The following is a 21,606-nucleotide window of genomic DNA, read 5'->3' as shown; positions in this document are numbered from 1 at the left end:
CGCGTCGTGTGTCCGGGCCGTGGCCGTGGGCTCTTCCAGGACAGGCGGTCAGGGCGCCCAGGGTGCCTCCACCGCCCAGGTGGTGTCCTCGGTGAAGGTGGCCGGGTTGTCCCAGGCGTGTGTGCCGCCCGGTGTGGCCAGCCACACCTCCGAGTCGATGTGGCGCAGGTAGTTGCCCGGCAGATTGGCGCTCGACAGCCGCACCCCACCCGAACCGGCCACCGCGCACCAGGTGGCATCGGCCTTGAACAGCGCCGAGCCGTCGTCGGCGTCCCGCCGCACCCGGAAGTCCCGGTGCCGGAGGTATTCGCCGGGATAGTTGCGGGACTCCAGCGAGTAGCAGTTGCTGTTGCCGAGGCCGGTGACGATCTTCCAGGTGGCGTCGTTCTTGAGCACCGAGTCGCTGCCCGCGTCGACGACCGCGGTGAAGGCGAGCTCCTCCTGGTGACGCAGGTACTTGTCCGTGTAGCCGGGGGTGGTGACCCGCAGCGACTTGTACTGCCCGGTGGGCAGCGTCACGGGCGGGGCGGGATTCTGCGATGCGTCGATGAGCGCCCGGTTGGCGGCCCTCACCCGCGCCGCATCGACCTTGACCACCTGCCGGTCGTAGGTGAGCAGCCCGTTCGCCTCGTTCTCGACGTCGGTGATCTCCGTGTACACGGAGGCGGAGAGCCCCGCGGGCAGCTGTCCGACGCGGATGCTGTCGATCAGCCCGGTGAACCGGTCGTTGAGCGCGCCGATGCTCGGCTGGTCCTCGTAGCTGAAGCCGCCGCCTGGGAACCACTCGTGGCCGGGGACCTTGTAGCCGAGCCCGCCGAACTCGCCGAGGACGGCCGCCCGGGTCGGTGTGGGGGAGGTGTTGCCGGGGCCGACGTAGTTGTGGTTGTCGATCACGTCCCCGTTGCCGCCGTCGACCGAGCCGCAGCAGTTGACACCGCTCATGTTGTTCACCAGCCGGGACGGATCGTACGCCTTCACCTCATCGGCGATCCTGGCCTGGTCGTACTGGCCCCAGCCCTCGTTCTGGTCGACCCACATCACCAGCGACGGCGAGCTGCGGTGCTGGTCGATGACGGCGTGGTACTCGGCTTCCCACTGGGCGCGGGCCGCCGTGTCGGGGCTCTTGCCGGTGTCCATGGCGGGCATGTCCTGCCAGACGAGGAGCCCGAGCTTGTCCGCCCAGTAGAACCAGCGCTGGGGTTCCACCTTGATGTGCTTGCGGACCATGTTGAAGCCGAGGTCCTTGTGCGCCTGGAGGTCCGACTTCAGCGCGTCGTCGGTCGGCGCGGTGTAGATGCCGTCCGGCCAGTAACCCTGGTCCAGGGTGCCGGTCTGGAAGACGAACTTGCCGTTGAGGACCGGGCGCATGATGTTGTCGACCTTGGCCACGGAGATCGACCGCATGCCGGTGTAGCTGCCGGCCGAGTCGGTGACGGCCGACCCGTCGAGCAACTCCGCCTTCACGTCGTACAGGAAGGGGTCGTCGGGAGTCCACAGATGCGGGTCCGGTACCGGTACGGAGATGTCGGAGCCGACGGTTCCGGTGGCCGTGCCGACCACGTTGCCGCCGCTGGAGACGGTGACCCGGGCGCTGCGGCCGGCCGCGGACGCGCCCTGCACCTTCACCCGCAGGGTGCTGTCGCCCAGGTCGGGAGTCATGTCCAGGCGGGTGATGTGGGCGGCCGCGACCGGCTCGAGCCAGACGGTCTGCCAGATTCCGGAGGCCGCGGTGTAGAAGATGCCGCCGCCGTCGTGCGGCTGCACGCCGTTGATGCGCTGCTTGCCGACTGCCTGCCCGCCGGTCTGCGTCGGGTCGTACACGGAGACGACGACCGTGTTCGTTCCGCCGTTGAGCTGAGGGGTGATGTCGTACGCGAACGAGTCGTAGCCGCCCTTGTGGGCGCCGACCTGGGTGCCGTTGACCCAGACCGTGGTCTGCCAGTCGGACGCGCCGAAGTTGAGTTCGACCCGGCGGCCGTTCCAGTCGGACGGCACGGTGAAGGTGCGCTTGTACCAGAGCTTGTCGTTCTCGGTGATCTTCCGCTGGATGCCGGAGAGCGCGGACTCCGCGACGAACGGCACCCGGATCTGATCGGTGAACGAGGACGGCTCCCCGGCGTCGCGGCCGGTCACGGCGAAGTCCCAGATGCCGTTGAGATTGGCCCAGTCGGGCCGGGTGAGCTGCGGCCGGGGGTACTCCGGCAGCGGATTGTCGACCGGCACCTGGCTGGTCCAGGGCGTGGTCATGGGGGAGGGCTTGGGCGACCAGGAAGCGGCACCGGCCGGTGCCGAACCGATCCCCACCAGGGCGGTGGACACCAGCGCCAGCAGTCCCGTGCCGGTGATCGCGCGTCTCCACCACGGCCTTCGGCCCGGTACACGTAAGCGGCTCATCGATACGTCTCCTTCGTCGGGTTCGGCCCCCGGCACGGGGGCGGCTCCCCGCGCCGGGCGGCGCGGGGAGCGGTACGGGGAGTGCGTGGAACGCCTCGGGTCAGACGAGTTGCCAGAGGTGGTCGTCGGTGCCGGTGTCGCCGAACTGGACGACGTGGGCGCTGTCGGCGGTGGACATGTTGTCGACGCCGAGGACCTTGCCGGAGTTGCGGTTGCGGATGCGGTACCAGCCGTCGCCGTCGGGGACCAGTTGCCAGAGGTGGTCGTCGGTGCCGTTGTCATCGAACTGGACGACGTGGGCGCTGTCGGCGGTGGACATGTTGTCGACGCCGAGGACCTTGCCGGAGTGCCGGTTGCGGACGCGGTACCAGCCGTCGCCCTCGGGGACCAGCCGCCAGTCGTGGTCGTCGGTGCCGGTGTCGCCGAACTGGACGACGTGGGCGCTGTCGGCGGTGGACATGTTGTCGACGCCCAGGACCTTGCCGGAGTGCCGGTTGCGGATGCGGTACCAGCCGTTCGTCAGCCAGGGCGAACCGTCCGGACCGGCCGTCGGGAACGAGGTGATGCGCAGCCGTGCCGCGCCCATCGGGACGAGCGTGACCTCCTCCACCGGCTCGTTGCTGCGGGCCGGGCCGTCCTGGAGCGGGGTGACGACATGCTCGTCGTCCGTGGTCCACTCCGGGATCCTGCGGGCCCGCGCGGTCAGGGTGACCGGGGTGCCGTCCAGTGTGAAGGGGTTGTCGTCCTTCACCCGGCGCACGGTGTGGTGGCGCAGGGACGAGGCAGGCTCCTTCCCGTCCAGCACGAGCCCGTAGTTCCACGGGCCGGTGGCGTGCACCGCGTACTCCGGGAACCGGTCGGTGCCGCCGGTGCGCTCGTACTCCTCGCCGATCCGCAGGGAGTACGTGAGCGGGCCGCGGTCCACGCTGACGGAGCCGTGGTTGTTCTCCCAGGTACGGACCGTGGTCGTCTGGGGGAAGCGCAGGGCGACCTTGTCGCCGTCGGACCAGGTGCGCTCGATCCGGGTGAAGGCGGGACCCGCCGGAGCTTCCACCCGGTCCCCGTTCACCGTGATCTCCGGGGCGTCGCACCAGGCGGGAACCCGCAGCACCAGCGGGAAGCGCAACTGTCCGGGCGCCTTCAGGGTCAGCGTGACCGTGTCCGTGAACGGGTAGCCGGTCTCCTCGGTGAAGGTGACCTCGGTGCCGTCGGCGACCTTCGCGGTGACCTCGCAGGCGGCGTACATCGCGGCGGCCAGCCCGCCGTCGGGAGTGGCGAGCCAGAGCTCCTCGGTGAAGTACGGCCAGCCCATGCCGTAGTTGTGCGGGCAGCAGCGGTACTGGTCGACGCCGGGCAGGAACGCCTGCATCGCGAAGTTGTTCTGGAACTGCCGGTCCTTCTTGGGGACGTTGTCCAGGTCGACGCTGTTGGCGCTGGTGATGTAGTGGACCGCCCGGCCGGAGGGGTCGAGCGAGGCGGGCAGCGAGTTGAAGGCGAGCTCCTCGCAGCGGTCGGCCCACAGCGGGTCGCCGGTGATCCGGGTGAGCAGCTGGTGGCTGGCCATGAACTCGACGATGCCGCAGGTCTCGAAGCCCTGGCGGGGGTCGCCGTGCCCGGGCCGGGCGTTCTCGTCGCCGGCGAAGCCGCCGCCGGGGAACTGACCGTACTGGTCCATGGCCTTGCCGTACGTCCCGTACGTGTTGCGGGTGTCCTGCGCCGAACCGCTGCGCAGGGCGTACTGGGCCGGTTCGCGGAAGCCCTGGGCGATGTTCACGTTGTGCGGGTTCACCAGGTTGTCGCCCCAGTCGGCCCCGTTCGCGTGGATCTTGTCGGCGAGGTCCATCAGGAAGGTGTCGCCCGTGCGGTTGTAGAGCCAGTACACGCTGTCCAGACCGTCACCCCAGCGCAGCGCGATCCAGCTGGTGTTGAAGGCGCCCGGCCCCTGGGCGTTCATGTAGCGGAAGAACCTGCTGAGGAACGGGATGATCCGGGTGTCGCCGGTGTACTCCTGCCAGGAACGCAGCGCCTGGACCAGCGGCAGGAAGGGCCAGAAGTCCGGGCCGTCGTTGAGCGAGGTGCGCAGCGACTTCGGGCCGAAGAAGCCGTCGGACTGCTGCGTGGCGAGAATCGCGTCGAACCAGCGGCGCACGGCCGCCAGCGCGTCGGCGTCACCGGTGACGATCGCGAGGTCGGTATAGCCGCGCAGCCAGTACGGGACCTCCTCCCAGCCGCCCAGATCGGGCCGGACCCAGCCGGTGGCGCCGAAGTCCAGGAAGTGCGAGAACTCCTCGTAGCGCCCGCACAGGCCGTCCAGCTGGAGCTTCAGCTGTCCGGCCAGCCAGCCGCGCGCGGTCACGCGGCCCGGCGGGAGCTTCAGGAACGCCGTCGGGTGCAGCGGTGCGGCGTTGGGGGAGTAGTGGCCGCCGCCGGCCGGTTCCGCCCGGTTCCCGGCGGCGGTCGCGGTGGCCGACCAGCGGCCGGCGGCCGTCGTCGCGGCGACGGTGGCCAGGGCTCCGGTCATGAGTTGTCTGCGGTTCAGGGGCATGGAGGGGGGCTCCTGCTCTGCCGGCCGTGCGGGGACTCCGGCGGCTCGGGGAAGGCACATGACACTGACGGGTGACGCTGACAGGGCTGCCACGGCGTACCGGACGGGAGCCGGCCGCGCGCATGGCGAAGAGCGCCGTCGCGACCGGGAGGCGGGCGGGGCAACGCTCTTGCAACGTTGGAAAATTGGCTTCCGGCGGTATGACAGCACGCCGCCGGTCGGCTGTCCAGGGTTACGGCGGTAACCCGTGGGCCCGGGGTGTCCGTTCGGGCCGTGCGTCTCCGACACATTTTGGAAACGCATCGACAACGCTCTTGCCGCCCGTGCCACGCCGCCTATATAACGTTGTAAACCGAGCCGCCGAGAGGCCGCGCAGGCTCTCACGACCGCAGTTCGTGCAGCTGGGGCACACCCCCGTGACGCACTGGCGGGGGTCGTGAGGAATGCAGTGACATCAGCCGCCGAGCGGCCGATGCATCGTCCAGCCATGCCCGACCGCACGCCCGTCAGCGTGCCGTCATCCCGCCAAGGAGCTCCCGCGCATGATGATCCAGCGCCGAACCCGTACCCTCGCCGTGGCCTGCCTCCTCGCCGCCACCGCCACGCTGGCCGCCTCCGGCTGCTCCAAGTCGGAGGGCTCGGACAACACGAGCGCTGACAGCAGCCAGGGCGCCCAGGAGGCCAAGTCCCCCGAGTCCTCCTCCGGTTCCGGCTGCTCGCTGCAGGCCTATGGTTCGCCGAAGCTGGACCTGAAGAACGCGGTGGTCGGCTTCTCCCAGTCGGAGAAGGAGGCCAACCCGTTCCGGATCGCCGAGACCCAGTCCATCAAGGACGAGGCCAAGAAGGTCGGCGTCAAGAAGCTGCTCACCACCAACGCCCAGTCGCAGCTGTCCAAGCAGATCAGCGACATCCAGGACATGCTGTCCCAGGGTGCCCAGTTCCTCATCGTCGCCCCGCTGAACTCGGACGGCCTGGAGCCGGCCCTGAAGGCGGCCGCCGCCAAGAAGGTCCCGGTCCTCACCGTCGACCGCAAGCTCAACTCCACCGCGTGCAAGGACTACGTGGCCTTCCTCGGCTCCGACTTCGTCGAGCAGGGCAAGCGTGCCGCGGACGCGATGATCAAGACGACCGGCGGCAAGGGCAAGGTCGCCATCCTCCTCGGCGCCTCGGGCAACAACGTCACCACCGACCGCACCAAGGGCTTCGTCGACCAGCTCAAGGCCAAGGCGCCCGACCTGAAGATCGTCGCCCAGCAGACCGGTGAGTTCGCCCGCGACAAGGGCCAGCAGGTCATGGAGCAGCTCATCCAGTCCAAGCCCGACATCACCGCCGTCTACGCGGAGAACGACGAGATGGGCCTCGGAGCCGTCACCGCGCTGAAGGCCGCCGGCAAGAAGCCCGGCAAGGACGTCAAGATCATCTCCGTCGACGGCACCCGCAACGCCGTCCAGGCCCTGGTCAACGGCGAGTACAACGGCGTCATCGAGTCGAACCCGCGCTTCGGCCCGCTGGCCTTCGCGACCGCCCAGAAGTTCTACGGCGGCGTGGAGATCCCGGAGAACGTCATCATCTCCGACCGTGCCTACGACGAGTCGAACGCCAAGGCCTCGCTCGGCGGCGCGTTCTGACCGACCCCGGCACCACCTGCCCGTAGTACCCGCGGGGATGCCCGCCGGGCCGGACCGGCCGCGTACGACCCGTACGCGGCCCGCCCGGCCCGCACCGTCCCCCGGCGACGCGCCGCCGCCGTGACGCTCCCACCCGTCACGGCGGCCACCGGGCCCACACCCTTGGAAGAGCGGAAGGCCGAGACCAGTCATGGCACCACCCGAAGCAGTACCGCAGCCGCCGGAGCCGGCCGCCGACGCGAAGGAGGCGACCGCGCCCGGCGCCCTCGTGAAGGAGGCTCCCGAAGCGGAGGGCGCCCCCGAAACGAAGGGCGCCTCCGCCCCGGCCGTCCTGGAAGCCCGCTCGGTGAGCAAGCGCTTCCCGGGCGTCGTCGCCCTCGATGACGTCTCCTTCTCCCTGCGCGCCGGGGAGACCCACGCGCTGGTGGGGGAGAACGGCGCCGGCAAGTCCACCCTGATCAAGGTGCTGACCGGTGTGTACCAGCCCGACGGGGGCGAGCTGCGGCTGACCGGGCAACAGGTCTCCTTCGGGCGGCCGTTCGAGGCCCAGCAGGCCGGCATCTCCACGATCTACCAGGAGGTGAACCTCGTCCCGCTGATGAGCGTGGCGCGCAACATCTTCCTCGGACGTGAGCCGAAGAACCGTTTCGGCCTGATCGACTTCTCCCGGATGAACCGCGAGACCAGTGAGCTGCTCGACGGCTTCGGCGTGCGCGTCGATCCCAAGCGGCCGCTGCACACCCTGGGCATCGGCACCCAGCAGATGGTCGCCCTGGCCCGGGCCGTCTCGGTCAACGCCCAGGTCGTCATCATGGACGAGCCCACCTCCTCGCTGGAGCCGCGCGAGGTGGAGACCCTCTTCCGGGTCATCGAGGAGCTGCGCGAGCGCGGGATCGCGGTGCTCTACGTCAGCCACCGCATGGACGAGCTCTACCGGATCTGCGACCGCGTCACCGTGCTCCGCGACGGCCGCCACATCCACACCGGCGACCTCGCCGACCTCGACCGCATGCAGCTCGTCTCGATGATGCTGGGCCGCGACATGGCCGAGGTCCGCCGCTCCGGCCTCACCAACTTCGGCTCCGAGGGCCACGACGCCTCGCGCACCCCTGTGCTCACCGCGACCGGCCTCTCCCGTGACCACCAACTGCACGACATATCACTGCAGTTGTACGCGGGCGAGGTGCTCGGCCTGGGCGGGCTCCTCGGCTCCGGCCGCAGCGAGACCGCGAAGGCCCTGGCCGGTGCGCTGCGCCTGGACTCGGGAGAGCTGAGCGTCGGCGGACGCACCCTGCGCCGGCTCACCTCCGCCGGCGCCATCCGGGCCGGTATCAGCCTGCTGCCCGAGGACCGCAAGGCCGAAGGAATCGTCCCCGGCCTCTCCGTGCGCGAGAACATCGTGCTGGCCGCGATGCCCCGGCTCTCCCGCGCCGGTGTCGTCTCCCGCGCCAAGCAGGACCGCATCGTCGACATCTTCATGAAGCGGCTCCGGATCAAGGCGGCGAGCCCCGAGCAGAAGGTCGGCGAGCTCTCCGGCGGCAACCAGCAGAAGGTACTGCTGGCCCGCTGGCTCTGCCTGGAGCCCAAGGTGCTGCTGCTCGACGAACCCACCCGCGGCATCGACGTCGGCGCCAAGGCCGAGGTCCAGAGCCTGATCGACGACCTCGCCCGCGAGGGCCTGGCCGTCCTGCTCATCTCCTCCGACATCGAGGAACTCATCGAGGGCGCCGACCGCATCGTCGTCCTGCGCGGCGGCGCGGTCGCGGGCGAACTGGCGGGCGACGAGGTGGCCGAGAGCCATCTGCTCGAAGTGCTCGCCGACCACTCACCGGCGCCCGCAGGGAAGGCCCCGGCCGCCAAGGAGGACCCCCGATGACCCAGGCCACACTCACCACACCCGCCGCCCGCCCACTGGCGCGGCTGCGCGACCCCGCCTGGTACCAGGAGTACGGCGTGTACCTCGCCGTCGCGGTGGTGCTCCTCTTCAACGCACTGTTCACCGAGCACTTCATGACCGCGGACAACCTCCGCACCCAGCTCGTCCAGGTAGCGCCCATCGTCATCGTCGCCCTGGGCATGGCCCTGGTGATCGGCACCGAGGGCGTCGATCTCTCCGTCGGCTCGACCATGGCGCTGGCAGCCGCGCTCCTGCCGCTCTACCTCGGATACGGCCTGGTGCCCGCGCTCGTCATGGCGCTGCTGGCCGGTGCGCTCGTCGGCGCGGTCAACGGCACGCTGGTCTCCCTCGTCGGGCTCCAGCCGATCGTCGCCACCCTCGCGCTGTTCGTCGGCGGCCGCGGCCTGGCCCTGGTCATGGCTGACGGTCAGCTCAAGCAGATCGTCAACCCCGACCTGCTGTCACTCGGCACCGGCTCCTTCCTCGGCATCCCGCTCGTCGTGCTCATCGCGGCCGTCCTCGCGGTAGCCGTGGCCTTCCTCGTCACCCGCACCACCTTCGGCCGGCAGATCGTCGCCATCGGCGGCAACAGGTCCGCCGCCGCCCTCGCCGGACTGCCCGTACGCCGTGTGCTGATCGGTGTCTACATGCTCTGCGGGGTGCTGGCCGCCCTGGCCGGCATCCTCGCCACGGCCCGGCTCACCGCCAGCGACCCCTCCTCGCTCGGCAACCTCATGGAACTCTCCGCCATCACGGCCGTCGTGGTCGGCGGCACGCCCCTCAACGGCGGTTCCATCCGGGTGCTCGGCACGGTCGCGGGCGCGCTGCTGATGCAGTTGCTGCGCGCCACCCTCGTCAAGCACGACCTGCCCGACTCCACCGCACAGATCGCCCAGGCGGCCATCATCATCGCCGCCGTCTACGTCGCCCGGGAGCGTCGGTCCCGATGAACGAAACCTCACCCGCCCCGGTGGCCCAGGCCCCGGCACCGCGCAAGTCCTCCGCAGCGTCCGGCGGCGAGGCGCCCCGCCCCGTGCCCGGCGCGGCACCCCCGCTCGGACAGCGGATGGCCGAACTCCTCCAGCGCCAGGGCGTGCTCGCGGTCCTGCTCACGGTCGTGATCGTCGCCTCCTTCATCTACCCGACGTTCGCCACCCTGGACAACGCCCGCGGCGTCACCGTGCAGGCGTCGTTCCTCGCGGTGGTGGCCCTCGGCATGACCATGGTCATCATCACCGGCGGCATCGACCTGTCCGTCGGATCCGTCTTCGCGCTGGGCGGCGTGCTCGCCGCCTGGGCCTCGCAATGGGGCTTCCTGGCCGCGCTGCTCGTGCCTCTCGTGGCGTGCGGCGCGATCGGGCTGCTCAACGGATTCCTGGTCGCCCGCGCCGGAATGGCACCGTTCATCGTCACGCTCGCCACCCTGCTCGGTGCCCGCGGCATCCTCCTCGCCATCACCGACGAGGGCGCCACCACCTACCTGATCCCCAAGGGATCGGCCTTCGCCGAGCTCGGACAGGGGAGCGTCTGGGGCTTCGGCTACCCGATCCTCATCGCCCTCGCGCTGTTCGGCATCGGCGGACTGCTGCTCCAGCGCACCTCGTTCGGCCAGACGCTCTTCGCCGTCGGCGGCAGCAGTGACGCGGCCACCCTGATGGGCCTGCCCGTGGCCCGTACCAAGATGCTCGTCTACACGCTCAGCGGACTGCTCGCAGGACTGGCCGGCGCCCTCAACGCGGCCAGGCTGTCGTCCGGGGTCACCATCGTGGGCGTGGGCATGGAGCTCGACGCGATCTCAGCCGTCGTCATCGGCGGCACGCTCCTGATCGGCGGCGCCGGATCGATCAGCGGAACGCTCTGGGGCGTCCTGCTGCTCGCCGTCATCCAGAATCTGATCAACCAGATCGGCTCACTGAACTCCTCTTACCAGTCGGTGGTCAGCGGAGGGTTCCTTATCGTTGTCGTCGTGGCCCAGCGCTACCTGGCGCGCAGCCGCAGAACCACCTGAACCTGCGCCGGGGCCGCGGCCCCGGCGCAGGTCGAGCCGAACCGGGCAGAGCCGGGCCACTGCGCTTCAACGCGCGTCAAGTCGATTCAGGGAGTGCCGTGGGCGTCAGCCTCAAGGACGTTGCCCAACGGGCGGGCGTATCCATCAAGACCGTGTCGAACGTGGTGAACAACTACCAGCACGTCACACCGAAGATGCGCGCCAAGGTGCAGCAGGCCATCGACGAGCTCGGCTACCGGCCGAACCTCACAGCACGCCATCTGCGCAAGGGCCGCACGGGCATCATCGCCCTCGCCGTCCCCGAGTTCGGCAACCCCTACTTCGCGGAGCTGGCCGGCGAGGTCGTCGACGCGGCCGCCCGGCACGACTACACCGTGCTCGTCGACCACACCGGCGGACTGCGGGAGAAGGAACTCCTGGTCAGCCAGGGCTTCCGGTCCCATGTGATCGACGGCCTCATCCTCAGTCCCATCCACCTGGAGACCGAGGACCTGATGGCACGGGCCGATACGGCCCCGCTGGTGCTGCTGGGCGAGCGCGAGTACGAGGCGCCCTACGACCACATCGCCATCGACAACGTGGCGGCCTCCCGCGAGGCCGTACGCCACCTCGTCGGCCAGGGGAACCGGCGGATCGCCTTCCTCGGTTCGCGTACCGGCCGTGAACGGCAGCCCGCCCACCTCCGGCTGCGCGGCTGGCGGGAGGAGCTGGCCGCCCAGGGCATCGTCCCCGACGAGTCGCTGGTCGTGGTCACCGACGGCTACGGCCGCGAGGACGGGGCCACCGCGATGGCCGCCCTGCTGGACCGCGGGGAGCAGCCCGACGCCGTGTTCGCGTACAACGACCTCATCGCCATCGGGGCCATGCGCACCCTCTCCGAACGAGGGCTGCGCATCCCCGAGGACGTCGCCGTCGTCGGCTTCGACGACATCGAGGAGAGCCTGTACGGAGCCACCACGCTGACCACGGTCGCCCCCGACAAGGAGGCCATCGCCCGGCTCGCCGTCGACAGCCTCGTCGAACGCCTCTCCGGCGACCCGGTTCCCGCCCCCCGGCGGCCACGGCCCGGCTACCGGCTCATCGTCCGGGAATCGACCGCCCGGCCCCCCGCCGAGCAGGCCGGACCGTAGGGCGTGTTCCGAAGTCCCGTCCGCCCCGCCCGGCCGTCCGCTCGTCCCAAGGATCTCTGATGCCTCGCCCCACCGTGAACAGCAAACCCTTCGGTGCCCACGGGAACACCGACGTCGACGTCTGGACGCTCGACTCCGGCACCGGAGTCCGGGCCGAGATCCTCACCTACGGCGGCATCCTGCACCGCCTCACCGTGCCGGACACCGGGGGAGCCCCCGCGTCCGTCGTGCGGTCGCTTGCGGGCCTGGACGAATACACGGGCAAGAACCCGTTCTTCGGCGCCCTCATCGGCCGCTTCGCCAACCGCATCGCGCACGGCCGGTTCACCCTCGACGGGACGGCGTACCAGGTCCCAGCCACGGACCGGGGGCACGCTCTGCACGGCGGGCCCGAAGGCTTCCACACCCGTGTCTGGCAGGCCGCGGGTGAGGCCACCGCCACGGCCGCGGCCCTCCGGCTCACCCTGCGCAGCCCCGACGGCGACATGGGGTTCCCCGGGGCGCTGGACGTCACCGTCACCTACACCCTCGACGCGGCAGGCACGCTCGCGCTCGACTACACCGCGACCACGGACCGCCCCACGGTCCTCAACCTCACCAACCACGCCTACTTCGACCTGGGCGGGCGTGGCGACATCCTCGGCCACACGCTCCAGGTGGACGCCGAGCGCTACCTCCCCGTCGACGCGGACGGCATACCCGAGGGCCCGCCCGCGCCGGTGGACGGCACGCCCTTCGACCTCACCGCCCCCCGCACCGTCGGCGAACGCATCGCGCTCACCCACGAACAGCTGCGCAGAGCAGGCGGATTCGACCACTGCTGGGTACTCGGGGACGCGGACACCGGCCTGCGCCGGGCCGCCAGGCTCACGGCCCCCGGAGCCGAGCGGATCATGGAGGTGTGGACCACCGAACCCGGTATCCAGGTCTACACCGCCAACCAGCTCGACGGCACCCTGGCCGCGCCCGGCGGCGGGCACCACGACCGCCACAGCGCCGTCTGCCTGGAGACACAGCACCTGCCCGACTCACCCAACCGGCCGGACCACCCCGGCACCGTCCTGCGCCCCGACGAGGTCTTCAGCAGCCGGACCGAGCTGAGGTTCCCGCACCTCGCCGACGCCACGCCCTGAGCCTTCGCGCACCCATGGAACGGGCCCGGCCCGCGGATGTCACCACTCCGCGGGCCGGGCCTCTTCGCTGCCTCCCGTTACTTCAGGTACGGGCCCGCCGTCCCGACCTTCCCCGGCGCGGCGTTGCTGCCGCCGAGGTCCAGGACGTAGACGCGCATGTTGCCCTTGCCGGGGGCAGCCACGCTCAGCTTGCCGTCCGACACCACCTGGGTGTCGCCGGTGACGGCGTCCTTGTAGGTGCCGTTGGGGATCCCGCTGTACGTGGCCGCGCCGGTGACCGACACCAGGGCGAAGCTGTCCACCCCGCTCGCGGCGTCGGTGTAGCGCCGCTTGTACGCCATCTGTCCGGTGATGCCTTCGGTGGAGTACTGGCCCATCTGCAGGGCCGGGACGGCCCGCCGGATCTCGTTGAGCCGCTGGACGTGCTTGACCAGCGGCTTGCTCAGCGTGTCTGCGACCTCGCCGGTGGCCGAGGAGACCTGGCTGAAGTCGGAGGCCTCGACCGTGCCGGCGAGATGGTCGCCGAAGTAGGCGCGGCCGGTCGTCGCCAGCGGGCAGCTGGGCCCGCAGTCGATCTGCTTGCCGGCCTGGAACTCGATCTCCGATCCGTAGTAGAGGGTCGGAATGCCGCGGAAGGTCCACATCAGGGCCATGTTCTCGGCCCAGGCGTCGGTGCCGCCCGCGTAGCGTTCGCTGCTCTTGTTGGGGCCGTAGTCGTGACTGTCCACGTAGACGACGTTGTACGTGGCGTCGTTGTAACTGTCGTCCGAGTCCTTGCCGTTGTTGTACGCGTTGTCGGCGTCACCGAAGTTCATGTGCATCCGCATGTCGATGACGTTCATTCCGGAGAACTCGCTGTGGTCGGGCGTGTGGTAGGCGTTCCCGTCCAGGAAGGCGTTGCTGGACGTCGGCTGCTGTCCGGTGCCCAGCTTCTCCTCGTAGTCGTACATCTCCAGTGCGGCCTTGGCGTCGTCGGCGTCGTACTCCTTGCGCTCCTTCCACGTGAAGAACTGCGCCGAGTGGTTGACCGAGCCGCGGTTCCACTTGTCGTTGACGAACGCGCCCACCTCGCCGAAGACGAAGAAGTTCTTCGCGGCCGCGGCGCCGAACTGCTGGGTGACCCGTTCCTGGATCGCAGGCAGGAAGCGGCGGTTCCAGGTGGTGCGCGGGATGTGGACGGCTGTGTCGACGCGGAATCCGTCGACACCCATGTCGATGTACTTGTTGTACGCGCCGATCAGATAGTTCTGGACCGGGGCGGACTCGGTGTTGAAGTCGGCCAGGTCCTCGTGCAGCCAGCAGGATCGGGAGTCCTCGCCCTCCCAGTTCCCAAGCCAGCAGTTGTGGTAGTACTCCTTCGGGAACATCCCGGAAGTCGGGTTCGGCCACTGGCAGTTGTAGATCCTGTAACCCTCGGGCGAGGTGGCCCCGGTGGGCTTGCCCCAGTTGAGGCAGGTGTTGCCGGAGGGTTCGGCGGTGGACCACAGGTCGCCGTTGTAGTACGACTTCCCGGACTTCGTCTCGACGCTCACGCCGTCGTACTCGAAGCCCTCGTTCCGCTCGTCGTAGTACCAGCTCCACTCGTCGTCCCGGACGCCGTAGACGGTCGGGGTGTACAGGCCCTTGGCGCCCCAGCGCGAGGAGTGGTTGTAGACGACGTCCTGGTAGATCTTCATGCCCTTGGCGTGCGCGGCGTTGATCAGGTCCTGGTAGGAGGCACCGGCCGATTCGAGCCGGCCGTCCACCTGGTAGAAGTCGTAGCCGTGGTAGCCGTGGTAGTCGTAGTCGGACCGGTTCAGGACCACCGGGGTGATCCAGATCGCCGAGAAGCCGAGCCCCTTGACGTAGTCGAGCTTGTTCACCAGGCCCTTGAAGTCGCCCCGGAACATGGGGTCGTTATTGGCCGCGTTCCCGGACTTCACGTCCTGGCTGCCGCCCCGGTTGTTGCTCGTGTCCCCGTCGTCGAAGCGGGCGGTCAGGACGAAGTAGATCGGGTCCTTGCGCGGATCGGTCCCCAGCGGCTTGCCCGCCGCCGGAGCCGCCGGTCTGGTGCCCGTGGTCGCCTTCGCGACGGCCGAGGCCGCCGAGGTGTTGCCCGTCGCGTCGACCGCCCTGACGGTGTAGCTGTAGGCGGTCCTCTCCTCCAGATTCGTGTCGGAGAACACGGTCGAGCCGACGTCGCTCACCACCGAGCCCTTGCCGCCGCCGGTGCGCGTGACCTGATACTCCGTCACGCCGCGGTTGTCGGTTGACGGTTCCCATGTCAGGACGACCGATACGCCGTCCGCTTCGGCCTTCACGGCCGTCGGGACGGTGGGCGCCTCGGTGTCCGCCGGTTCGGCGGCGCACGGATCCGCGGCGTCCTTGGTCACGGTCCTGTCCTTGACCGTGACCACACCCGCGGGGACGGTGTAGTCGTTCCCGTTGTTGTTGTCCCAGACCCCGTTGCCGTTGTTGAACGCGGCCTGCATCTTCGTCGCGGTGCCGAGGTCGACGGACCGCTTCACCCAGCCGGTGCAGGCCGCCTCCATCCCGACGCCCGGGACGGCGGTCCAGGATCCGCCCTCCGGCCGGTAGTGCAGGTTGGTGGTGGTCCAGCCGACGGTCGTGGTCGAGTAGTACACCGACGCGGTGTTCCCCGCGTCCGACGAGGACGTCGGGGAGGGGTCCGGGTCCGTCCCGGTCCCGGCACAGGGGTCGCTGTGCGCCACCACACCGTCCTTGACGGTGATGGTGCCTGTTCCCAGCGCGTAGTTCTTCCCGTTGTTGTTGTCCCACACCCCCGATCCGTCGGTGAACGTGGCAGCCAGTCCGGACGAACTGCCCAGGGACACGGTCTTCTTGACCCAGTCGGTGCACGCGGCCTCCATCCGCGCGCCCGGCACGGCGGTCCAGGAGCCGCCGTCGGGCGCGTAGTGAAGGTTGTACGCGGACCAGTCGCGGGTCTTCGTGTAGTAGAAGACCGTCGCGGTGTTCTCTGCGGCCGCCACCGGTACGGCGTCCGGGGGGCCCGCGGGGTCCGGGGCGGCGGTCAGCAGGCCCAGCAGCCCCGCGGCGGCCGCTGCCGCCGCCAGAGGGCGTCTGAGCCGCAGGTGGGGGGAGCGTTTCATTCGTCTCTCCAGGGGAGTGCGACGGCCTCCCGGGCCGCCGCGGCCAACAGCGGAGGTACTCGTCGAGCGCCTCCTGGTCCCGCCGGAGAACCCGGACGCGCCTCGGGGTTCGGGCGAGCAGTGCATCCGACAGCAAGAGCTGTCTGAATTTTGCTGCAACGTTTTGCGGTCAGGAAGTTACCTGCGCATGACAGGCGCGTAAAGGGTTCCGACACGGCCGGTTCTCCGGGGCTCGCGGTCATCGGCGGTGCCCGTCAGGGGAATGCCGGATTGCGCCGCGCTGTTGCGACGTCCATGACCTTCTTTGTTGACGTGACCGTGCGGGGCTACGAACTCGACACCCAGGGCCATCTGAATCAGGCGGTCTACCTCCAGTACGCGGAGCACGCGCGCTGGGAACTGCTGCTGGCGGCCGGACTGCCCCAGGAGAAGCTGCTGGCCGACGGGGTGGGGCCGGTGGCGCTGGAGGTCACGGTGAAGTTCCGGAAGGAACTGCGGGGCGGTGAACGGGTGCGGGTGTCCTGCCGGTTCGACTACGGGACGGGCAAGACCTTCACGGTCGAGCAGCGGATCCTCAAGGAGGACGGCACCGTGGCGGCGGAGATCGCCGGCGTCGCGGGCGTCCTCGACCTGTCCACCCGCAGGCTGGTCCCCGATCCGGGAGGCCGTCTGGCCTCCCTCGCCAAGGACCCGGAGCTGCTGAGCGGCTGACCTGGGATCAGGAGACCTTCCGGCCCGCCCCCATCGCGGCCACTGCCCGCCGGAGGCGCGCGCCTCCCTGACCTCGGGGGTCCGCGCCGTCATGAGGCGCAGGGTCACCAGGTACCGGTCCGACCTTCCGAGCCCGTCGTAGAAGCGCCGGGCCGGCTCGTCCTCGTCCAGGGCCGCGGCGAGGTCGGCGGGGACGGCCGCGGTGCGCTGCGAGGGATACGCCGCCTCCCACCGGCCGTCCGACCGGGCCGCCTCGACCTGCGCGAGACCGGACTCGCGCATGCGGCCTGCCGCGAGGAGCGCCCCGACCTTCTCCACGTTGATCTGCGACCAGGTGCTCCGGGGCCGGCGCGGCGTGATCCTCTGCAGGTAGTACACCGCGTCGCAGGACTTGCGCTGCCCGTCGATCCAGCCGAAGCAGAGCACGGCGTCGATCACTTCGGCCGCGGTCACCGACCGTACGCCGGAACCCCGCTTGGCGACCTTCAGCCACAGGCCGGACCGGTCGGCGTGATGCCTCTCCAGCCACTCCTCCAGCTGGCGGGCCCGCTCGAAGGGGAGTGGACCGTCGGGTGTGCCTGTCATCCTGAGCCTCCTGGGGAAGCGGCCGGGCCGCCGCTCGTCGTGGAAGCCACGTTAGGTGTCATAGAGGACAGGTTCCGTCCTGTATGGGGCGCGCGCACCGGGTGCGGGGGCGGCCCCTCCCGGTGCGACCGGCGTCCAACTACGAAGGACCTCGTATTATGGAAACCCCGGACGTAGCGACGATGCGGAGCCACCGTGACCCCTGCCAGCGCCAGCGCCCCGGCGGTCGGCACCCGCACGCTCGCCCACCCGGCGCGGGAGGAGATCCGGATCGAGTCGGTGCTGCACGCGCTCTCCGACCCGGTGCGGCTGTGCGTGGTGCGTGAGCTGGCCGCCGCCGAAGGTGAACTCACCTGCTCCCGCTTCGATCTTCCGGTGACCAAATCGACCACCACGCACCACTTCCGGGTGCTGCGCGAGAGCGGCGTCGTCCAGCAGGTCTACCGGGGCACCGCCAAGATGAACGGGCTGCGCCGCGAAGACCTGGAGGCGCTGTTTCCCGGGCTGCTGGACCGGGTGCTCGACGGAGCCAACCGGCAGGCGGACCGGCTCGGCCGGGGCTGACCGACCCCGCCCGCACCTATGCGGGGCTGCCGTCGCCCCGGGCCGCGCCCAGCAGGCCCGGCCAGTCCGGGATCTTGACCGGCCCGCGGCCCAGCGACCGGCCGAGGGCCGCCTCGGCCCGTTCGATCGACAGCCAGCCGTCCCACTCCACCGGCCGCAGCCCCCACGCGCGCAGTGCGGCCACCGGGTCCGGTGCGCAGTGGCGCCCGGCGAGCAGCGGCGCGTCCTCGACCAGGGAGGCGGCCGTCTCCTTCGCGCACGACCGGTTCGATCCGATGACCCCGGTCGGGCCCCGCTTGATCCAGCCCGCGACGTACTCCCCGGCTGAGGGGGTCCCGTTCCGCAGCACCCGCCCCGCCAGATGCGGGACCGTCCCGCGCACCGGGTCGAAGGGCAGGCCGGGCAGCGGCAGCCCCCGGTAGCCGACCGCCCGCAGGACGAGCTGGGCGTCGATGTCCTCGAACGTACCGGTGTCGCGCACGCCGCCGCTGCCATCGGGTGCCGTGCGGGCGAACCGCACACCGGCCACCCGCCCCCGGCGCTCCAGCAGTTCGACGGGGCGCAGGTAGAACCGCAGCGCGATGGTCCGGGACGGTGTCCTCGCGACCGTTGCGGGGGAGTCGGTGGCCCATCCGCGCAGCACGTCGAGGTTCCGCCGCACCATCGCCGGCAGCGCCGGGGAGCCCGGCGCCGAACCGGCGTAGGCCGGGTCCATGACGAGCTCCGCCGGGTCCACGGCGATCCGTGCGCCGGGGAGCCCGCCGAGCTCCCGCAGCTCCTTGGTGGTGAACCTGGCCTGCGAGGGGCCGCGTCTGCCCGCCATGTGGATCTCGCGCACCCGGCTGCCGGCCAGGGCGCCCAGCGCGGGCTCCGGGACGTCGGTGGGCCGCAGCTCCTCGGCGCCCCGGGCCAGTATCCGCGCCACATCGACGGCGACGTTGCCGACTCCGATCACCACGGCGGAGCGGGCCCCGAGGGCGAAACGGCCGGCCACCGCGTCGGGGTGCGCGCTGTACCAGGAGACGAAGTCGGTCGCGGAGTGGCTGCCCGGCAGCTCCTCGCCGGGAATGCCCAGGGGGCGGTCCGCTGCCGCGCCGACGCAGTAGACCACCGCCTGGTACAGCTCGCCGAGCTGCTGGGGCGACACCCCGCCCGCGCCCACCGGGACGTTGCCGACGAACGTGACCCGCTCGTGCTCCAGCACGGCCCGCAGACTCTGCTGGAGCGACTTGATCTTCTCGTGGTCCGGGGCGACGCCGTACCGCACCAGGCCGTACGGGCAGGGCAGCCGGTCCAGGACGTGCACCCGCACGTCGGGCAGCAGGGTCTGGTTCACCAGGGCCTGGGCGGTGTAGATCCCGCTGGGGCCTGAGCCGACGACGGCGACGCGTATCACGGCGCACCTCTTCCCGGAGGGTGCCTCCAGCATCGCACCGCGGGGCCCGGCGGGGGAGGGGGTGCGCCGGGAGTTCCGTCAGAAGGAGAGCGCGCGCATCCGGCCGATCTCGGTGGTCTGCTGGGCGACGACGTCGTCGGCCATCTCCTCGACCTGGACGTTGTTCCCCTCCGAGAGCACCTCGCCCGCCATGGTGACCGCCCCCTGGTGGTGGGTGATCATCCGCTTGAGGAACAGCTCGTCGAATGCCTTGCCCTTCGCGGCCCGCAGCTGTTTCAGCTGGGCGTCGGTGGCCATGCCGGGCATGGCGCCGTGGTCGTGGCCTTCGGCCTGCTCCGTCTGCCCGTTGCGGCTGAGCCAGCCCTTCATGGCGCCGATCTCCGGCTGCTGGGCGGCTGTGATGCGCTCGGCCAGCCGCTTGACCGCGGCCGATCCGGATCGTGAGGGGACCAGGCCGGTCAGCACCAGCGCCTGGGAGTGGTGCTGGATCATCATCCGGACGTAGCGGACGTCCGCCGAGTTGGGGGTGTCCACCCCGGCGGCGGCCTTCGCGGCCTCGGAGGCCGAGAGCGTGCGCGCGGGCTCGCCCGGCTTTCCGGGCGCCACGACCGAACCGCCCCCGGCTGCGCGGTCGTTCGAGCCGTTGCCATCGCCGCCGGTGTCGCAGCCTGCCGAGGTGAGTGCGGCGACGGTGACCACGGCGGCGATGGTCAGCCCTCGGAACAGCCGGACCTGACGACGAATCAACAAAGCGACCTCCGTTGACGCATGGGTGGTTGCGCTCTGTCCTAGCACGTCAACGCACAGCTGTGATCAAAAACTCTCATTACGTCCTTGTTGCCATCTGTTGAGATGTCCATGGCGAGGACGATACTGCCGGGGTCCGTGAATCGGTCAACCACATACGGATCCATGGGAGGACGCAGTGACCTCGTTGCACACCACCCCGGTGCGGCGCAGACGCCTGGGCGTGGCGGCAGCCGCCGCCGGGCTCTTCGCCACCCTGCTGATGGCCGGACCCGCGTCCGCGACACCCGACCCGGGTGACGCGGCCGCGACCGGAACCGAAGTCTCCGCACGCACGGAGGCGGCGGCCACCGCCGCGATCAAGAGCGGTGAGGTGCCCGGCGTGGACGAGATCGTCCACAGCGGCAACATCACCCACGTCACCAACGTCCCCAAGGACGCGCTCCAGGGACTCAACACGGACCTGGCCTTCCAGGGGAAGTACGCCTTCGCGGGAAACTACGACGGCTTCCGGATCTTCGACATCAGCAATCCGAAGTCGCCGAAGACGGTCGCGCAGGTCCTGTGCCCCGGATCTCAGAACGACATCTCCGTGTCCGGGAACCTGCTGTTCCTGTCCACCGACTCCTCACGCAGTGACAACTCGTGCGCGAGCACGACGCAGCCCGCCACGGAGAAGTCCTCCTGGGAGGGCATGAAGGTCTTCGACATCAGCGACAAGCGCAACCCCCGGTACGTCGCCGCCGTCGAGACCGCCTGCGGATCGCACACCCACACCATCGTCCCCGAGCGCAACAACGTCTACGTGTACGTCTCCTCGTACTCGCCGAGCGCGACGTTCCCGGACTGCCAGCCGCCGCACGACGGGATCTCGATCATCAAGGTGCCCCGCAAGGCACCCGAGAAGTCCCGCATCGTGAACTTCCCGGTGCTCTTCCCGGACGGCGGGAACCCGGGCGGGTCCACCAACCCCGGCGTCTCCGAGACCACCGGCTGCCACGACATCACCGTCCTGCCGTCCAAGGACCTGGCGGCGGGCGCCTGCATGGGCGACGGTCTGCTGTTCTCCATCAAGGACCCGGAGAACCCGAAGATCATCGACCGGGTGCAGGACAACGTGAACTTCGCGTTCTGGCACTCGGCGACGTTCAACCAGCGCGCGGACAAGGTCGTTTTCACCGATGAGCTCGGCGGCGGCGGCGCGGCCACCTGCAACGAGGAGATCGGCCCGAAGCGCGGCGCCGACGGCATCTACGACATCGTGGGCAGGGGTGACCACCGCAAGCTGGTCTTCCGCAGCTACTTCAAGATCGACCGCCCGCAGGCCGACACCGAGGTCTGCGTCGCCCACAACGGTTCGATCATCCCGGTCAAGGGCCGCGACATCATGGTCCAGGCCTGGTACCAGGGCGGCGTCTCCGTGTGGGACTTCACCAACTCCTCGAAGCCGAAGGAGATCGGCTACTTCGAACGCGGTCCCGTCAGCACGGACGAGGTCACCACGGCCGGCCCGTGGTCGGCGTACTACTACAACGGCTACATCTACTCCAACGACATAGCCAAGGGCTTCGACGTCCTGAGGATCGACGACCGGCGCACCGATCCGGCGAAGCGGGTGCGGACGGACGAACTCAACGTCCAGACGCAGCCGGACTACTTCGCCCGCTGAGCCGACGGCTGTACGGCCGCAGGGCGAACCGCCCTGCGGCCTCCCGGCCCGCGGGGACGACCACCGGAGCGGGCGGCACAGGGGGCGGA

The 21,606-nt window shown here is 70.2% G+C and carries 14 protein-coding genes and 1 pseudogene; 9 read left to right on the top strand and 6 right to left on the bottom strand.

Translation table 11 applies throughout. From position 1 onward, the window contains the following. Nucleotides 1–48 precede the first annotated feature (48 nt). Both ACFVJX_RS32500 and ACFVJX_RS32495 read right to left on the bottom strand, forming a co-directional pair. Nucleotides 49–2,319, bottom strand: coding sequence for an AbfB domain-containing protein (locus ACFVJX_RS32500; RefSeq protein WP_384132436.1), 2,271 nt, complete (start codon nt 2,317–2,319; stop codon nt 49–51). Between the two features lie 175 nt (nt 2,320–2,494). Beyond that, nucleotides 2,495–4,939, bottom strand: coding sequence for an RICIN domain-containing protein (locus ACFVJX_RS32495; RefSeq protein ID WP_385746434.1), 2,445 nt, complete (start codon nt 4,937–4,939; stop codon nt 2,495–2,497). Between the two features lie 542 nt (nt 4,940–5,481). Here ACFVJX_RS32495 and ACFVJX_RS32490 point away from each other — a divergent pair. The 6 genes from ACFVJX_RS32490 (at nt 5,482) to ACFVJX_RS32465 (ending at nt 12,735) form a co-directional block, all read left to right on the top strand. After that, nucleotides 5,482–6,567 (top strand): ABC transporter substrate-binding protein, encoded by a 1,086-nt coding sequence (locus tag ACFVJX_RS32490; protein ID WP_384132352.1) that lies wholly within the window; start codon nt 5,482–5,484, stop codon nt 6,565–6,567. 190 nt (nt 6,568–6,757) lie between these two features. After that, on the top strand, nt 6,758–8,443 hold the full coding sequence (locus ACFVJX_RS32485; protein WP_384132354.1) for a sugar ABC transporter ATP-binding protein: 1,686 nt from the start codon (nt 6,758–6,760) through the stop codon (nt 8,441–8,443). Beyond that, on the top strand, nt 8,440–9,414 hold the full coding sequence (locus ACFVJX_RS32480) for an ABC transporter permease (protein ID WP_384132357.1): 975 nt from the start codon (nt 8,440–8,442) through the stop codon (nt 9,412–9,414). Before ACFVJX_RS32485 ends, ACFVJX_RS32480 begins: the two co-directional genes overlap by 4 nt. Beyond that, complete coding sequence (locus tag ACFVJX_RS32475; protein WP_384132360.1) at nt 9,411–10,472, top strand: ABC transporter permease; 1,062 nt, start codon at nt 9,411–9,413, stop codon at nt 10,470–10,472. The genes ACFVJX_RS32480 and ACFVJX_RS32475 overlap by 4 nt, the downstream gene beginning before the upstream one ends. Nucleotides 10,473–10,570: 98 nt before the next feature. Next, nucleotides 10,571–11,602, top strand: coding sequence for a LacI family DNA-binding transcriptional regulator (locus ACFVJX_RS32470; protein WP_384132363.1), 1,032 nt, complete (start codon nt 10,571–10,573; stop codon nt 11,600–11,602). A gap of 59 nt (nt 11,603–11,661) precedes the next feature. Then, nucleotides 11,662–12,735, top strand: a complete 1,074-nt coding sequence (locus tag ACFVJX_RS32465) for an aldose epimerase family protein (RefSeq protein WP_384132366.1) — start codon at nt 11,662–11,664, stop codon at nt 12,733–12,735. 77 nt (nt 12,736–12,812) lie between these two features. Here the strand turns inward: ACFVJX_RS32465 and ACFVJX_RS32460 are convergent, their stop codons facing one another. Next, entirely contained in the window at nt 12,813–15,845 is a 3,033-nt protein-coding gene (locus ACFVJX_RS32460; protein ID WP_384132369.1) for a carbohydrate binding domain-containing protein, read from the bottom strand. Nucleotides 15,846–16,139: 294 nt separating this feature from the next. Here ACFVJX_RS32460 and ACFVJX_RS32455 point away from each other — a divergent pair, with 294 nt between their 5' ends. Further along, nucleotides 16,140–16,556, top strand: coding sequence for an acyl-CoA thioesterase (locus ACFVJX_RS32455; RefSeq protein ID WP_384132372.1), 417 nt, complete (start codon nt 16,140–16,142; stop codon nt 16,554–16,556). Nucleotides 16,557–16,673: 117 nt separating this feature from the next. Here the strand turns inward: ACFVJX_RS32455 and ACFVJX_RS32450 are convergent. Next, nucleotides 16,674–16,838: pseudogene (locus ACFVJX_RS32450) on the bottom strand (YdeI/OmpD-associated family protein); the annotation flags it as partial. Nucleotides 16,839–17,336: 498 nt separating this feature from the next. Between ACFVJX_RS32450 and ACFVJX_RS32445 the strand changes: the two are divergent. Continuing rightward, nucleotides 17,337–17,705 (top strand): ArsR/SmtB family transcription factor, encoded by a 369-nt coding sequence (locus ACFVJX_RS32445; protein ID WP_384132375.1) that lies wholly within the window; start codon nt 17,337–17,339, stop codon nt 17,703–17,705. 16 nt (nt 17,706–17,721) lie between these two features. Here the strand turns inward: ACFVJX_RS32445 and ACFVJX_RS32440 are convergent, their stop codons facing one another. Both ACFVJX_RS32440 and ACFVJX_RS32435 read right to left on the bottom strand, forming a co-directional pair. Then, nucleotides 17,722–19,101 (bottom strand): FAD-dependent oxidoreductase, encoded by a 1,380-nt coding sequence (locus tag ACFVJX_RS32440; protein WP_384132378.1) that lies wholly within the window; start codon nt 19,099–19,101, stop codon nt 17,722–17,724. A 78-nt stretch (nt 19,102–19,179) separates the two neighbouring features. After that, nucleotides 19,180–19,851, bottom strand: a complete 672-nt coding sequence (locus ACFVJX_RS32435; RefSeq protein ID WP_384132381.1) for a DUF305 domain-containing protein — start codon at nt 19,849–19,851, stop codon at nt 19,180–19,182. Nucleotides 19,852–20,026: 175 nt separating this feature from the next. Here ACFVJX_RS32435 and ACFVJX_RS32430 point away from each other — a divergent pair, with 175 nt between their 5' ends. Then, nucleotides 20,027–21,517 (top strand): LVIVD repeat-containing protein, encoded by a 1,491-nt coding sequence (locus tag ACFVJX_RS32430; RefSeq protein WP_384132384.1) that lies wholly within the window; start codon nt 20,027–20,029, stop codon nt 21,515–21,517. Nucleotides 21,518–21,606 lie beyond the last annotated feature (89 nt).

Origin of the sequence: Streptomyces sp. NPDC127177 (assembly GCF_042672475.1) — a bacterium.
GTDB lineage: Bacteria > Actinomycetota > Actinomycetes > Streptomycetales > Streptomycetaceae > Streptomyces.
This window is presented reverse-complemented; position numbering and strand designations above follow the sequence as displayed.